Below are 14,876 nucleotides of genomic sequence, written 5' to 3'. Positions count from 1 at the left end.
CGCTCAACGGGGGGCGCCCCAACCAGAGGGGAAAGCAATGACTCTCAACGTCAAGGAACGCCGGAACAAGACGGGCACCGTACTCGTCGCCACCGGTGAGATCAACAGCGAGACATCCGGAGCGCTGCTCCAGGCCCTGCTGCCGCTGGTCCGTGAGGGCAAGCCGCTGAAGATCGACCTCACGGCGGTCACCTACGTCTCCAGCGCGGGCCTGCGCACCCTGCTCGTCGTCTACCGCGAAGCGCAGCACGCCGGCGTCGGCGTCACCCTGTACGGGGTGAGCGAGGAAGTCCGGTTCGTCATGTCGGCGACCGGCTTCCTCGACTTCTTCGAGACCGGCGAGGCGGCGGCCGCGGCCGCCAAGGCCAAGGCAGCGCGATGAGCGAGGCCCAGGCCGAGCAGGTCCTGCGGGTGGACGCGTACCCGACCCACGAGGTGGGCGGGTACCGCGTCCGCGCCGGCAAACCGTTCCCGTTCGGGGCCAACGTGGTCCCCGGCGGGGTCAGCTTCTCCGTCTTCTCCGACCAGGCCACCTCCATGACCCTGGTCATCTTCAAGCGCGGAGAGCCCGAGCCGATGGCCGAGCTGGAGTTCCCCGAGGAATTCCGCACCGGCAGCGTCTTCGCCATGACGGTCTTCGGCCTCGACCACGAGAACATCGAGTACGGCTACCGTGCCGACGGCCCCTACGACCCGGTCAGCGGCCACCGCTTCGACGCCCGGCAGGTCCTGTCCGACCCGTACGCCCGGCTGATCGCCGGCCGCGACGTGTGGGGCGTGGAACCGGACTACAGCCGCGGCTACCAGTACCGCTCCCGGGTCTGCCTCCAGGACTTCGACTGGGGCGACGACACCCCGCTCGGCATCCCCGCCGAGGACCTCGTCGTCTACGAGACCCACGTGCGCGGCTTCACCCGGCACCCCTCCTCGCAGGTCACCGCCCCCGGCACCTTCGCGGGGCTGCGGGAGAAGATCCCGTACCTGAAGGAACTCGGGGTGAACTGCATCGAGCTGCTCCCCGTGTTCGAGTTCGACGAGAGCGACAACCCGCGCTCGAACCCCGAGACCGGCGAGAAGCTCTACGACTACTGGGGCTACAACACCGTCTCGTTCTTCGCCCCGAAGGCCGGCTACGCGGCCACCGGGCGCTACGGGATGCAGGGCGACGAGTTCCGCACGCTGATCAAGGACCTGCACGCGGCGGGCATCGAGGTCATCCTCGACGTCGTCTTCAACCACACCGCGGAAGGCAACGAGCAGGGGCCGACGATCTCCTTCAAGGGGCTCGACAACTCCACGTACTACATGCTCACGCCCGAGGGGTACTACTTCAACTTCAGCGGCACGGGCAACACCGTCAACTGCAACCACCCCGTCGTGCGCAACTACGTGCTCGACTGCCTGCGCCACTGGGTCGCCGACTACCACATCGACGGCTTCCGCTTCGACCTCGCGGCCATCCTCGGCCGGGCCCTGGACGGCACCCCGCTGCCCAACCCGCCCCTGCTGGAACTGCTCGCCTACGACCCCGTCCTGCGGCACACCAAGCTCATCGCCGAGGCCTGGGACGCGGGCGGCCTCTACGAGGTCGGCAACTTCCCGGCGTACGGCCGCTGGGCGGAGTGGAACGGCAAGTACCGCGACACCGTACGCCGCTGGCTCAAGGGCGACTCCGGCGTCACCGGCGAGCTCGCCACGCGCATCGCCGGCTCACCCGACCTCTACTCCAGCCGCGGCACCGCCGCCTCGGTCAACTTCCTGACCGCGCACGACGGCTTCAGCCTCGCCGACCTGGTCTCGTACAACGACAAGCACAACGAGGCCAACGGCGAGAACAACAACGACGGTGCCAACGACAACAACAGCTGGAACTGCGGCGCCGAGGGTCCGACCGACGACGTCGAGGTCAACCGGCTGCGGACCCGGCAGATGAAGAACGCCCTCGCCATCCTCTTCACCAGCCAGGGCATCCCGATGCTGCTGGCCGGGGACGAGGTCGCGCGGACGCAGGCGGGCAACAACAACACGTACTGCCAGGACAACGAGCTCTCCTGGTTCGACTGGGACCAGGTCGACGAGAACGCCGAACTGCTCCGGTTCACGCGGGAGATGATCGAGTTCCGCAAGCACCACCGCGAGCTGCGCTCCACCGCCCACCCCACCGGACAGGTCCGCGAGAACCTCGGCCTGCCGGACATCAGCTGGCACGGGGAGCGGGCCTGGCAGCCCGACTGGTCCGACGAGAGCCGGCTGCTGGCGGCGGCCCGCTGCGGCACCGGGGACGACGACGTGGTGTACGTGGCCATGAACTCGCACTGGGAGTCGCACGACCTGGAACTGCCCGCCCTGCCCGGCGGCCGCAGCTGGCACCTGTTCGCCGACACGAGCGCCGAGGCACCGCACGACATCCGCACTCCGGGCACCGAGCAGGAGCTGGACAACGCCGGGAAGTACCTGATCGGCCCGCGCTCGGTGGTGATCCTGGTGGGTCGTACCAACGACCCCGAGCGCTTCGACACGCCCTGACCGAAGGAGACCTGACATGCCGCTTTCCGTGTCCCTGAGCATCGAGGGCGACACCACCGTGATCGAGCTGACGGGCGAACTGGACGCCAATACCGCGCCGGACTTCCACCAGACCATCGAGAAGGCCGCCGGCCACGGCACCAACACCGTCGAGATCAGGATGGCAGGCGTCGGCTACATGGCCAGCGCCGGACTGCGCTCCCTGGTCTTCGCCCAGCAGAAGGTCGCGAACAACGTCACCATCAAGGTGGTCGGTGCCATCGAGCCCGTCTCCCGGACCATCCGGACGGCCGGACTCGACCGCAGCATCGTCCTCTCCGATGAGTGACCACCGTGACTGACATGGTCGAACTGGCGAGGACGTCCTCCGTACTGGAGGTGCCCGCGACGGTCGGGGCACTGGGCGACATCGCCTCGTTCGTCCTGCGGCTGGCCGGACGGGCGGGCCTGGACAAGGGCTCCGCCTACCGGCTCCGGCTGGCCGTGGACGAACTGGCCACGAACGTCGTGATGCACGGGTACCGGGACGGCGACGGACGGATCACCGTCCGCGGCCGTTCCGGCCCGGGCGGGGTCCGGATCACGATCGAGGACACCGCACCCGCCTTCGACCCCGTCGAAGGCCGCCTCCCGCCCGCCCCCGGGGTTCCCCCCGAGGACCGGCGGATCGGCGGCCTCGGCATCCACCTGGCGCTGACCAGCGTGGACGAGTTCAGCTACGTGTACAGGGACGGCCGCAACATCAGCGCACTGACTGTGAAGGCTGAGGGGACGGACCCATGCCCTCCACGACCGTGATCATCCTCGACGAGTACCCGCCCCCGCCGCCCGAGCTGCTGACGGCGCTGCGGAGCATGGACGCGGCACTCGTCACCAGAACGCTGGCGGAGCTCCGGGACGGCCCGCAGGACCTGCTGCCCGTCGCGGACGTACTGCTCGCCCCCGCCGAAACCGACGGGGAGGCCGTACGGATGGCCGTACGCAGGCTGCGCCGCTGGGCCGGCGCGCCCATCGTCGTCGTCTGGACGGTGAGCGAGTTCGCCGCCCTGGAGGAACACGTCCGGATCGGGCACGACTACCTCGTACCGCCCTTCCTGCCCGCCCTCGTCGGGGCCCGGCTGCACAGCTGCTCGGAGCGCGCCGGACTCGGCCGCACCCTGCGCGAAGCCGACGCCCGCGCCGAGCTCATGGGATACGAGAAGGAACTGGAGATCGGCCGCGAGATCCAGGCGGGCTTCCTGCCCGAATCGCTGCCGGTCCCCGAAGGCTGGGAGATCGACGTCCGGTTCCGGCCGGCCCGGCAGGTCGCCGGGGACTTCTACGACGTCTTCGAGATCTCCCGGGGCCGCCGGCTCGCCCTCGTCGTCGCCGACGTCTGCGACAAGGGCGTGGGCGCGGCGCTCTTCATGGCACTCATCCGCTCGCTGCTGCGGCACACCGCGGAGAACAGCGGCCTCCAGCACCTGGTCGCCGCCGGACGCACCGGCGGCAGCAGACGCATCCCGGTGGTCGGCGCCACCCCGCTGCTCAACGCGGTCACCGCCACCAACGGCTACCTCACCCGCAACCACCTGAGACAGGGCTACTTCGCCACCCTCTTCTTCGGGGTGCTGGACCCGGTCACCGGCAGCCTCGTCTACATCAACGGCGGTCACAACCCGCCCCTCCTACTGCCCGCGGACGGCAGCCCGCCCGTCGCCCTCGAGGTCACGGGGCCCGCCGTCGGGGTGCTGCCCGACTGCGTCTACACCCTCGGCTACGCCCAGCTGAACCCCGGGGACACGCTGTTCGTGTTCACTGACGGGGTCCCCGAGGCCCGCTGCCCGAACGGCAGCTTCCTCGGTGACGAACGGATGCTGGAACTGCTCGCCGGCACGCAGGTGAGCGGCAAGTCCGTGGTCGACCGGATCGACCTGGCGGTGCGCCAGCACACCGGCACCGCCGAACAGCACGACGACGTCACCATGCTGGCCCTGCACCGGCCACGCGCGGCGCGGGGGCCGCACGCGGACGGTGCCGGTCACCAGGTGGTGGCCTAGGTGACCCGCACCATCGTGGTGCACTCGCACCGCGGCGGCACCGGGAAGTCCTCGGTACTGGCGAACCTCGCGCTGCTCCTCGCGGCCGAGGGACGCCGGGTGGGACTGGTGGACACCGACATCCAGTCACCCACCCTGGACCTGCTGTTCCGGCTCCGGCCGGGCGCCTCGCTGGCCGACTACCTGCTCGGCCGCTGCGAGATCGAGACCGCGGCCCAGCAGGTGGGGGATCCCACCCTGGCCGGGGGGCTGTACGTCGTACCGGCCCGGACCGGGACCGCCGCCCTGCGGGAGATCATGGCCGGCGGGTACGACGTGGGGCTGCTCCCGGAGGGCTTCGACCGGCTGTCGGGGCACTACGCCCTCGACGTCCTGCTGCTCGACACCCACGCCGGGCTCAACAACGAGTCGGTGACCGCCATGGCGAGCGCCGACGTACTGATGATCATGGCCCGGGCCGACCGGATCGACCTGTCCGGGGTCGAGGAGACCATCGCCCTCGCCGGGCGGCTGGCCTGCCGGCGGACCCTCGTACTGAGCATGGCCCCGGAAGGGATCGACCGGGAGAAGGCCCGGCGGCGCGCCGAGGAGGTCTACGGCGCACCCCTGGCCGGAATCCTGCCGTACTCGCCCGAAATGGCCGCGCTGTACGGAGAGCACATATTCGCAGAAGCCCTTCCCGACCACCCCCTGGTCGGTGAATTCCGCACCATCATCTCGGCGTTGGACGCACGTGACGAAGTATCGCGTGCCTGACGCCGCCCCCTTACGCCCCCAGTAGGGGCCGTGTTGAATCGGCAGCGAATCCAGAACAAGGAGAGAATCATGAAGATTCTCGTCGTCATGACGGCCAAGGCCACGCTCCATCTGCTGGACGGCGAACAGCACCCCTCGGGATTCTGGGCCGAGGAATTCGTCGTTCCCTATCAGCTCTTCAACGCAGCCGGCCACACCGTGGACGTGGCGACGATCGGGGGGCGGGCGCCGACCGTCGACCAGACGAGCATCGACCCCCAGTTCCTCCAGTGGGTCCGCCCGCAGGGCTCCCCGAACGAGGACGAGGCCAACGCGGCCGAGTACGTCCGGGTCATCGAGAACACCCCGCGGCTCGCGTCCCCCCTCGCGCTGGAGTCCCTGACCGAGAAGGACATCGCCGACTACGACGGCGTGTACGTCAGCGGCGGCCACGGCGCGATCGGCGACCTGCCCAAGTCCGACGAGCTCGCGCAGATCCTGCGCTGGGTCATCGCCCAGGACAAGCCGCTCGCCACCGTATGCCACGGCCACACCTCGTTCCTCGCGCTGCGCGACGGCGAAGGCCGCTGGCCCTTCGAGGGCTACCGGATGACGGCCTTCTCGCACGCCGAGGAGCTCGTCACGAACATGGCCGGCCGGCTCCCGCTGATCCTCGAGGTCGAGCTCACCCGGCTCGGCGCCCGCTACGAGAAGGCCGAAGCGATCTGGGACTCGCACGTGGTCGTGGACCGCAAGCTGACCACCGGCCAGAACCCGTACTCCTCCAAGGCCCTCGCGGAGACGTTCTTAACCCAGCTCGCGAAGGGCTAGCACAGCCCCCGCATCCGACACCGGAAGGCAGCCATGACCAAGCGCGCGCTCAGCGACCAGCCCTTGGCCAACCCCGGGAAACTGTTCATCGGCGGCACATGGGTCCCCGCCCAGGACGGCCGTACCGAACCGGACATCAGCCCCGTGGACGGCCAGGAGATCGTGCCGGTGGCCCAGGCCACCGCCGCCGACGCGGACGCGGCCGTCGCCGCGGCCCGCAAGGCGTACGAAGAAGGTCCGTGGAGCAGACTCTCCGCTCAGGAACGTGCGCTGCGGCTGAACCGGGTCGGTGAGCTCATCGAGCGCGACCTGGAGGAGATCGCCCTGCTGGAGACCGTGGACATGGGCAAGCCGTTCGCCTTCTCCAGCACGGTCGACGCCCCCATGGCCGCCCAGCTCATGCACTACTACGCCGGCGCGGTGACCCGTGTCGACGGCTCCTCGCGGGCCCCGGCCGGCGGCCAGCTGGCCTACACCCTGCGCGAACCGCTCGGCGTGGTCTGCGCCATCACCCCGTTCAACTTCCCGCTGCTGCTGTCGATGACGAAGATCGCACCGGCGCTCGCGGCGGGCAACACGGTCGTCCACAAGCCCTCCCCGGCCACCCCGCTCACCGCCCTGAAGATCGCCGAGCTCTTCCAGGAGGCGGAGATCCCCGACGGCGTGCTGAACGTCGTCACCGGTCCCGGCGTGGAACTGGGGGAGACCCTCACCGGCCACCCGGACATCGACAAGATCGCCTTCACCGGCTCCACCGCGGTCGGCCAGTCCATCATCCGCAAGGCGGCCGGCACCCTGAAGAAGGTGACGATGGAACTCGGCGGCAAGTCGGCCAACATCGTCTTCGCCGACGCCGATCTCGACGCCGCCGAGGAGCTCGCCTTCTTCGGCATCTACTACAACAAGGGCGAGATCTGCACCGCCGGCTCCCGCCTCCTCCTGCACCGGCCCATCCACGACGAGATGGTCGAACGCCTCGTCCGCCGGGCCGCCGCCCTGCGGCCCGGCGACCCGCGCGACCCGGCCACGCTCTTCGGGCCGCTCGCCCACCGCGGCCAGTTCGACAAGGTCAGCTCCTACATCGAGGTGGGCGAGAAGGAAGGCGCCGTCCTGCGCACCGGCGGCACCGGCTGGACACCCGAGGGCGCATCCAGCGAGGGCCTGTACTTCCTCCCGACCATCTTCACCGGCGTCGACAACGGGATGCGCATCGCCCAGGAGGAGATCTTCGGACCCGTCCTGTCGATCATCCCCTTCGACACGGAGGAGGACGCCGTGCGCATCGCCAACGACAGCGCGTACGGCCTCGCCGCCGGAGTCCACACCAAGGACCTGCGCCGCGCCCACCGGGTCGCCTCGCAGATCAAGGCCGGCACGGTCTGGGTCAACTGCTACAACCAGTACGACCCCTCGGTGCCCTACGGCGGCTACAAGGCCTCCGGATTCGGGCGCGAGTGCGGGCCCGAATCCCTCGAGAGCTACACCCAGACCAAGTCGGTCTGGATCGGCATGGACTGACCCCGCTCGACCGAGACCGGCAACTGAGGAGCGTCAATGCGGACAGGCATCATCGGCACCGGACGGATCGGCACGGTCCTCGCACGGATCCTGGTGGCGGCGGGCCACGAGGTCGTGCTCGCCAACGCCCGGGGCCCGCAGACCCTCGGCCCGCTCGTGGCCGGACTGGGACCGGCGGCCTCGGCGGCGCACCCCGCCAAGGCCGCCGGGCAGGCCGAACTCCTGGTGCTGATGGTGCCGTTCGACAGCGTGCGCGGGCTCCTCCCCCCGCACGTGGTGCAGGACAAGGTGCTGGTGGACGCCACCAACGCGTTCACCGGCCCCGGTGATCCCGCCGACCTCGGCGGGCGCGGCTCCAGCGACCTGGTCGCCGAGTGGTATCCCGGCGCCCAGGTCGTGAAATCCCTGAACACCATGCACTTCGAAACCCTCGCCGTCGCCGGTACAGCATCCGGTGAGCGCCTGGCGCATTACACGGCGGGCGACGACGGGAAAGCGAAGGAAATCGTCGCGGGAATCATCACGGATCTGGGATTCGCGCCCGTGGACACCGGCCCGCTGCACTCCGGAGGAATTCTCCAGCAGCCCGGCGGGCCCCTCTTCAACCGGCCGCTCACGGAAGCGCAGGCGCTGGCATGGATATCACACTGAACGTGAACGGAAGACCCGAGCAGTTCTCGGCGCAGCCGAACGAACTGCTCGTGGAACGGCTCCGCGACGGCCTCGGACTGACCGGCACCAAGGTCGGCTGCGACACCGGCCAGTGCGGCTCCTGCGTCGTCCGGCTCGACGGCCGGTCCGTCAAGAGCTGCCTGGTCCTCACGGCGTCCGCCGCCGGATCCGAAGTGGCCACCATCGAGGGCGTCACCACCCCCGGCGGGGAACTGACCGGCCTCCAGGAGGCGCTGCGCCAGGAGCACGGCACCCAGTGCGGGTTCTGCACCCCGGGCATGGTCATGGCGCTGGGCGAGCTCGTCGACAACACCGCCGGCGCCGAGGCCCCCACCGAACCCGAGATCCGCGAATGGCTCACCGGCAACCTCTGCCGCTGCACCGGCTACCACAGCGTCGTACGCGGCGTGCAGCGCGCCTGCGCCGCCGCCCGCGCCGAGGCCCCCGCCGGCTCCTCCGCATCCACCGCTGCCGGACAGGAGGCGTGAGGGACATGACCACAGTGACGGGGGAGACCTCCCTCCCCGGCAACGGCGTCCTCGGCCGGCCGCTCGACAGCCGCGAGGACCCGCAGCTGCTGCGCGGCGAGGCCACGTACGTCGCGGACATCGACCTGCCCGGCACCGCCCACATGGCGATCCTCGGCAGCCCGGTGGCCCACGCGAAGATCCTCTCCATCGAGACCAAGGCCGCCGAGCAGCTGCCCGGCGTGCTGAAGGTGGCCACCGCGGCCGACTTCACCGACGTGATGCCGCTGCCCTGCATCTGGATACCCGGCGGGGTCGAGAGCCACTTCCCGCCCCACCCGTACGGACTTCCCGGTGCCCGCCCGGTCCTCACCGGCGACGCCGTCCGCCACGTCGGCGACCCCATCGCGGTGGTCGTCGCCGAGACCCCGCGCCAGGCCGCGGCCGCGCTGGCCGCCATCGCGGTCGAGTACGAGCCGCTGCCCGTGGTCACCCGGGCCGACGAAGCGCTCGCCGACGGCGCGCCCCAGCTGCACGAGGCCGTCCCGGGCAACCTGAACGCGTACTGGACCTGCGGCGACAAGGACCGCACCGACGCGGCCATCGCCGAGGCCGAGGTCACCGTCGAGCTCGACCTCGTCAACCAGCGCACCATCAACAGCCCCATCGAGCCCCGCGGAGCGGTCGGCGACTACAACGCCGCCACCGGCGAGTACACGCTCTACGCCTCCACCCAGGGCCCGCACAACCACCGCTTCCTGCTCTCCGCGCTGGTCCTCGGCATCCCCTTCAACAAGCTCCGGGTGATCGCCCCGACCGTCGGCGGCAGCTTCGGCACCAAGGGGTACCTGTACCCCGACATGCCGCTGGTCCTGCTGCTGTCCAAGGCGCTCGGCCGCCCCGTGAAGTGGGTGGACACCCGCACCGGACTGATGAACTCCACCGTCCAGGGCCGCGACCACCGCCAGCACGTCACCCTCGCCGGCACCCGCGACGGCCGCATCACCGCCGTGCGCTGCACCAGTTACGCCAACCTCGGCGCCTACCCGTCGACGATCGGCCCCGGTGTGGCCACCGCCCTCATGGGCCGCTCCATCAGCGGCATGTACGACATCGACGCCGCGTTCTGCGAGGTCTACGCCGCCTTCACCAACACCGTCTCGCTCGGCGCCCAGCGCGGCAGCGGGCGTGCCGAGGCCGCGTTCCTGATGGAGCGCCTCGTCGACCGGTACGCCTCCGAGATCGGCATGGACCCGGCGGCCGTACGGCGCAGGAACCTGGTGCCCAAGGAGAAGTTCCCGTACGACAACGGCCTCGGCTGGACCTACGACTCCGGGAACTACCAGCTGAACTTCGACCGGGCGATCGAACTGTCGGGCTACGCCGACATGCCCGCCCGCAAGGCCGAGGCCCGCACCCGCGGCAAGCGGCTCGGCGTGGGACTCGCCACCTACGTGGCGATCTGCGGAGTCGGCCCCTCCACCCGGATGTCCAAGGAGGGCATGCTGGGCGGCACCTGGGAGAGCGCGAACATCCGCGTCCACCCGACCGGCGAGGTCACCGTCACCGTCGGCTCCGCCTCCACCGGCCAGAGCCACGGCACGGTCTTCGCCCAGGTCGCCGCCGAGGAGCTCGGCATCGACCCGGCCCAGGTCCAGGTCTACGAGGGGGACACGCTCAAGGCCCCGTACGGGCAGGGCACCTACGGCTCCCGCTCCTACAGCATGGCCGCGCCCGCCGTGGCGCTCACCGCCCGGAAGATCAAGAGCAAGCTGGTCAAGGCCGGCGCCGTCTTCCTGGACATCCCCGAGGACAAGGTCGTCTACGCCGGCGGCAAGGTCTACGAGGAGGGCAACGAGGCCAACACCAAGACCTTCGCCGAACTGGCGATGGCCATGTGGTACGGCTGGGGCCTGCCCCCGGAGATCGAGCCCGCCCTCGACGAGACCACCCACTTCGACCCGCCGGACTTCAACTACCCCTTCGGGACGCACGTCGCGGTCGTCGAGATCGACGAACTGACCGGCGAGACCGAGGTGGTGGCCTACACCGCCGTCGACGACGCCGGGAACATCGGCAACCCGAAGGTGGTCCTCGGCCAGATCGAGGGCAGCATCGTGCACGGCCTCGGCCAGGCCCTCATGGAGGCCGCCGAATACGACGAGAACGGGCTGCTCATCAGCTCCGACCTGGGCCACTACGCCCTGCCGCGCGCGGCCGACGTGCCGTTCTTCTCCCTCGACAAGACGGTCACCCCCAGCCCGCACAACCCGCTCGGCGCCAAGGGCGCCGGCGAGATCGCCACCGTCCCGCCCGCCGCGGCCGTGGTCAACGCCGTCGTCGACGCGCTCTCCGACCTGGGCGTCCGGCACATCGACATGCCGCTCACCCCCGAGAAGGTCTGGCGCCGCCTGAGAGGGGAAGCCCAGTGATCCTCACCGAGTTCGACTACGTCCGGCCCGTGGGCCTCGAAGAGGCGCTGACCCTGCTGGCCGGAACGCCCGGCGCCCGGGTGCTGGCCGGCGGGCAGAGCCTGCTGCCCGACCTGCGCACCGGGGCCGGCCGGGCCCGGCTGCTCGTCGACATCCGCCGGATCGAGGAGCTGCGGGGCATCGCCCGCGGCCCCGGGGGCCTGCGGATCGGGGCCCTCACCACCCTGGCCGAGCTCTCCGCGGACCCGCTGGTCCGCGCCGGGGCACCGGAACTGGCCGCCGCGGCCCGGGCCAACGGCGACCCCCAGGTCCGCAACCTCGGCACCGTCGGCGGCAACCTCGCCGCCGACGGCCGGGCCACCGACCTGCCGGTGGCCGCCATCGCGGCCGACGCCCTGGTCGAACTGGCCGGTCCCGGCGGGCTGTCGACCGTACCGGCCGAGGAGTTCGCGGCCGGCGCCCCGGCCGCGGGCACGGTCGTCACCGCCCTGCTGGTGCCCGACACGGGCCGGGCCGGCGCCTTCGAGAAGACCGCCGACCGGGCCACCCGCTACCCGGTGTGCGCCACCGCCGTACGGGTCACGCACGGCGGGCCGCGCATCGCCGTCACCGGAGCCACCGCACGCCCCCTGCGCCTGCGCGGGGTCGAAGACCGGCTGGGCGCAGGCCCGTACACCACGGACGCCGTCCTCGCCGCCTTCCGCGCCGAGCCCCGGGAGCTGTTCGTCCCCGGGCGCGGCACCTCGGCCGAGTACCTCGGCCATCTCGCGGGGGTCCTCACGGCCCGCGCACTGGCCAGGGCGCAGGCCCTCGCCTGACCGCACGTCACGGGCCCTCCCGGGGGCCCATCACGGGGGAGTTGAACGAGCAGTGGCCGACACATCGAAGACGACCGCGGGGGTCAGCGTGCGCCCAGCCGCACCGGCAGTGGCCGGCACACCCAGAGGCTCCGGCTTCTGGCTGGTGGGCGCGGTCCTCGTCCTGCTCATGCTCTCCTCCTCGGTCCCCTCCGCCCTCTACGTGCTCTACCAGGAGAAGTGGGCGCTGTCCTCCGGCACCATCACGGTGGTCTTCGCCCTGTACGCGGTCACCGTGCTCGCCGGGCTCCTGCTCTTCGGGTCGCTGTCCGACACCCTCGGCCGGCGCCCCGTCCTGGCCGCCGGGCTGGTCCTGGCGATCGTCTCGATGGGACTGTTCGCCGGGGCCCAGGGGCTGGGGCTGCTGCTCGCGGCCCGCGCGGTACAGGGCCTCGCCGTGGGCCTGGCCACCGGGGCGATGGGCGCGGCCCTGCTGGAGCTCAGCCCCGCCTCCCGGCCCGCGCTCGGCGCCCAGGTCAACAGTGCCGGGCCGACCGTGGGGATCGGGCTCGGCGGGATCGGGGCGGGGCTCCTCGTCCAGTTCGCGCCCGCACCGACCGTCCTGAGCTACCTGCTGCTGATCGGGGCCTTCGCCCTGACCCTGGTGGGCGTGGTCCGGATGCGCGAGAGCGCTCCCGGCGCGGGGGGCCGCTTCCGGGTGGTCCCGCACCGGATCCACGTGCCCGCCGGCTCCCGCCGCACCTTCGCCGTCCTGATCCTGACCATCATCGCGGTCTGGTCGGTGGGCGGGTTCTACCTCTCGCTCGGCCCGCACCTGGCGCTCTCGCTCCTGGAGTCCACCAACTACCTGGTCGGCGGCGGCACGGTCGCGCTCCTCGCGGGCGCGGCCACCGTGGCCCAGCTGATGCTGGGCCGCACCGAGGCCCTGCGCACGGCCGTGCTCGGGCTGTGCGGACTGCTCGCCGGACTCGGCCTGGTGCTGCTCTCGCTCGGCCTCGGCTCGGCCGCCGTGTTCCTGGTGGCCACCGCCGTGCTGGGCAGCGGCTGGGGCGCCGCCTTCCTCGGCTCCTTCCGGGCGCTGAGCGGGCTCGCCGACCCGGCGCACCGAGGCGAACTGACCGCTGCCGTCTACGTGTTCGCGTACCTGGCGATGAGCGTGCCGGCGGTCCTCGCGGGGATGCTCACCAACATCCACGGGCTGCACCGCACCTCGGTCGGCTTCATGGCCGCCGTCGCCGCGGTGTGCGCACTGGCCCTGGTGGTCACCCTGCGGCTGGCCGCCCGTACCCGGACCGGAGGGAGGGCCGCGTGAGCGCAGTCGGCACGGACCCGGCGGAGCTGCGGTCCGCCCTGCACGGGCTGGAGATCTTCGCCGGAATCACCGAGGAGCAGCTGGACTGGCTGGTGTCGGTGTCCGAGCCGCGGATCCTCGCCGACGGGGAGGTCCTCTTCCGGGACGGTGAGGAGGCGACCGGCTTCCACGTCCTGCTCTCGGGCGGGCTGGTCGTCACGAAGGTCGTCGACGGACGGGAGGAGGTGCTCACGCGCCACTCCACCGAGGAGGAGAGCGCCGCCGCCGAGGACCACGACGGCAAACCGTCGGCCGCCCACCGGTTCACGGGCGAACTGCCCCTGCTCACCGAGGGCGCCTATGTGGCCACCGCGGCCGCGAGCGGGCCCGCGACCACCGTCGTGGCCTACTCGAAGCCGGTCTTCTTCGAGATGCTGACCCGCTGCCACGGGGTGGCCGCCGTACTGATCCCCGTGCTGGCCTGGCGGATCAAGTCCTCCGAGGTGCAGGCCCGCAAACGGGCCACCGTGGAGGCGCTCGGCACCCTGGCCGCCGGCCTGGCCCACGAGCTGAACAACCCGGCGGCGGCGGTGGCCCGGGCCGCGCAGGAGCTGGCCCCCGCCCTGGACCGGCTCACCCGCACCGCCCAGGCCTGGGGCGCGGCCGCCACCGGCGCGGAGCGCTCCGTGTTCGACCGGCTGGCGGACGAACTGGACAAGCTGCCGCCACCGGTGACCACCGACCCGCTGGCCCAGGCCGACGCCGAGGAGGAGATCGCCGACTGGGCGGAGGAGGCCGGCACCGAGCGGCCCGGCCTGCTCGGCTCGGGGGTCTCGGACCTCGGGCTGGAGCTCGGCTGGCTGCTGGAGCGGCTGGAGGGCGTCGGCGAGCCGTCCCTGCCGGCCGCCCTCGACCACCTGGCGGCCCTGCTGGAGATCCGCTCGCTGGCCGCGGAGCTCCGGGCGGCCGGTCCGCGGATCTCCCAACTCGTCTCCGCGACCCGGGATTACGCCAATCTCGACCGCGCACCCGAGCAGCGCTTCCGCGTCACCGACGGACTGGAGAACACGCTGGTCGTGCTGCGTGCCAAGCTCTCCGGGATCAGTATCGTGCGGGAGTACGAACCGGGCCTGCCCGAACTGACGGGCTATCCGAGCGAGTTGAACCAGGTGTGGACCAACCTGGTCGACAACGCCGCCGAGGCCATGGAGGGCTCCGGCGTCCTCACCCTGCGCGCCCGGTCCGAGGGCGTCTGCATGGTCGTGGAGATCACCGACACGGGCCGCGGCATCCCCGCGCAATCCCTGCCGCGGATCTTCGAACCCTTCTACACCACCAAGGACGTGGGCAAGGGCACGGGCCTGGGGCTGCACCTCAGCTACCGCATCGTGACCCAGCGCCACCACGGGTCCATCACGGCCCGTTCGCGTCCGGGCGAGACCCGGATGGCGGTCCGGCTGCCCTTCGCCGGCAGCGCCCAGTCCTGCGCCCCACCTGCCGCAACACCCGAAGTGCCCACCTCCACCAGTTGAACGAACGGAGTCGAC

14 protein-coding genes are annotated in these 14,876 nt (G+C 71.4%); all 14 read left to right on the top strand.

Annotated elements, in window-relative coordinates; genetic code table 11:
• The first annotated feature begins 37 nt into the window (after positions 1-37).
• The 14 genes from ACTVZO_RS08660 to ACTVZO_RS08595 all read left to right on the top strand — a co-directional run bounded on the left by ACTVZO_RS08660 (position 38) and on the right by ACTVZO_RS08595 (position 14,861).
• Positions 38-382, top strand: coding sequence for an STAS domain-containing protein (locus ACTVZO_RS08660; RefSeq protein WP_443297831.1), 345 nt, complete (start codon positions 38-40; stop codon positions 380-382).
• Positions 379-2,526, top strand: a complete 2,148-nt coding sequence (gene glgX, locus ACTVZO_RS08655) for a glycogen debranching protein GlgX (RefSeq protein WP_443297830.1) — start codon at positions 379-381, stop codon at positions 2,524-2,526. The genes ACTVZO_RS08660 and glgX overlap by 4 nt, the downstream gene beginning before the upstream one ends.
• Before the next feature lie 16 nt (positions 2,527-2,542).
• Positions 2,543-2,854 carry an STAS domain-containing protein gene (locus ACTVZO_RS08650; RefSeq protein WP_443297829.1) on the top strand — a complete coding sequence of 104 codons (312 nt, stop codon included), beginning with the start codon at positions 2,543-2,545 and terminating at the stop codon, positions 2,852-2,854.
• Entirely contained in the window at positions 2,851-3,324 is a 474-nt protein-coding gene (locus tag ACTVZO_RS08645; protein ID WP_443297828.1) for an ATP-binding protein, read from the top strand. Before ACTVZO_RS08650 ends, ACTVZO_RS08645 begins: the two co-directional genes overlap by 4 nt.
• Positions 3,306-4,565, top strand: coding sequence for a PP2C family protein-serine/threonine phosphatase (locus ACTVZO_RS08640; RefSeq protein WP_443297827.1), 1,260 nt, complete (start codon positions 3,306-3,308; stop codon positions 4,563-4,565). Before ACTVZO_RS08645 ends, ACTVZO_RS08640 begins: the two co-directional genes overlap by 19 nt.
• Positions 4,566-5,321 (top strand): P-loop NTPase, encoded by a 756-nt coding sequence (locus ACTVZO_RS08635; protein WP_443297826.1) that lies wholly within the window; start codon positions 4,566-4,568, stop codon positions 5,319-5,321. It begins immediately after the preceding gene.
• Positions 5,322-5,390: 69 nt separating this feature from the next.
• Entirely contained in the window at positions 5,391-6,131 is a 741-nt protein-coding gene (locus ACTVZO_RS08630) for a type 1 glutamine amidotransferase domain-containing protein (protein WP_443297825.1), read from the top strand.
• Between the two features lie 33 nt (positions 6,132-6,164).
• Positions 6,165-7,649, top strand: coding sequence for an aldehyde dehydrogenase family protein (locus ACTVZO_RS08625; RefSeq protein WP_443297824.1), 1,485 nt, complete (start codon positions 6,165-6,167; stop codon positions 7,647-7,649).
• Between the two features lie 36 nt (positions 7,650-7,685).
• A complete protein-coding gene (locus tag ACTVZO_RS08620; protein WP_443297823.1) occupies positions 7,686-8,300 on the top strand; it encodes an NADPH-dependent F420 reductase in 615 nt (204 codons plus the stop codon).
• The gene (locus tag ACTVZO_RS08615; RefSeq protein WP_443303090.1) at positions 8,297-8,809 is read left to right on the top strand and encodes a (2Fe-2S)-binding protein; all 513 of its coding nucleotides are present in this window, start codon (positions 8,297-8,299) and stop codon (positions 8,807-8,809) included. Before ACTVZO_RS08620 ends, ACTVZO_RS08615 begins: the two co-directional genes overlap by 4 nt.
• 5 nt (positions 8,810-8,814) lie before the next feature.
• Positions 8,815-11,220 (top strand): xanthine dehydrogenase family protein molybdopterin-binding subunit, encoded by a 2,406-nt coding sequence (locus ACTVZO_RS08610; RefSeq protein ID WP_443297822.1) that lies wholly within the window; start codon positions 8,815-8,817, stop codon positions 11,218-11,220.
• The gene (locus ACTVZO_RS08605; RefSeq protein WP_443297821.1) at positions 11,217-12,038 is read left to right on the top strand and encodes an FAD binding domain-containing protein; all 822 of its coding nucleotides are present in this window, start codon (positions 11,217-11,219) and stop codon (positions 12,036-12,038) included. Before ACTVZO_RS08610 ends, ACTVZO_RS08605 begins: the two co-directional genes overlap by 4 nt.
• A 52-nt stretch (positions 12,039-12,090) precedes the next feature.
• Positions 12,091-13,350 carry an MFS transporter gene (locus tag ACTVZO_RS08600; protein ID WP_443297820.1) on the top strand — a complete coding sequence of 420 codons (1,260 nt, stop codon included), beginning with the start codon at positions 12,091-12,093 and terminating at the stop codon, positions 13,348-13,350.
• The gene (locus ACTVZO_RS08595; protein ID WP_443297819.1) at positions 13,347-14,861 is read left to right on the top strand and encodes an ATP-binding protein; all 1,515 of its coding nucleotides are present in this window, start codon (positions 13,347-13,349) and stop codon (positions 14,859-14,861) included. The genes ACTVZO_RS08600 and ACTVZO_RS08595 overlap by 4 nt, the downstream gene beginning before the upstream one ends.
• Positions 14,862-14,876 lie beyond the last annotated feature (15 nt).

This window comes from Streptomyces sp. IBSNAI002 (assembly GCF_052244475.1).
Taxonomy (GTDB): domain Bacteria; phylum Actinomycetota; class Actinomycetes; order Streptomycetales; family Streptomycetaceae; genus Streptomyces.
This window is presented reverse-complemented; position numbering and strand designations above follow the sequence as displayed.

Bases quoted from the DNA above. Each gene is read 5' to 3' on its own strand.
- ACTVZO_RS08660 (WP_443297831.1), top strand. From the start codon at position 38: ATGACTCTCAACGTCAAGGAACGCCGGAACAAGACGGGCACCGTACTC.
- glgX (WP_443297830.1), top strand. From the start codon at position 379: ATGAGCGAGGCCCAGGCCGAGCAGGTCCTGCGGGTGGACGCGTACCCG.
- ACTVZO_RS08650 (WP_443297829.1), top strand. From the start codon at position 2,543: ATGCCGCTTTCCGTGTCCCTGAGCATCGAGGGCGACACCACCGTGATC.
- ACTVZO_RS08640 (WP_443297827.1), top strand. From the start codon at position 3,306: ATGCCCTCCACGACCGTGATCATCCTCGACGAGTACCCGCCCCCGCCG.
- ACTVZO_RS08630 (WP_443297825.1), top strand. From the start codon at position 5,391: ATGAAGATTCTCGTCGTCATGACGGCCAAGGCCACGCTCCATCTGCTG.
- ACTVZO_RS08625 (WP_443297824.1), top strand. From the start codon at position 6,165: ATGACCAAGCGCGCGCTCAGCGACCAGCCCTTGGCCAACCCCGGGAAA.
- ACTVZO_RS08620 (WP_443297823.1), top strand. From the start codon at position 7,686: ATGCGGACAGGCATCATCGGCACCGGACGGATCGGCACGGTCCTCGCA.
- ACTVZO_RS08610 (WP_443297822.1), top strand. From the start codon at position 8,815: ATGACCACAGTGACGGGGGAGACCTCCCTCCCCGGCAACGGCGTCCTC.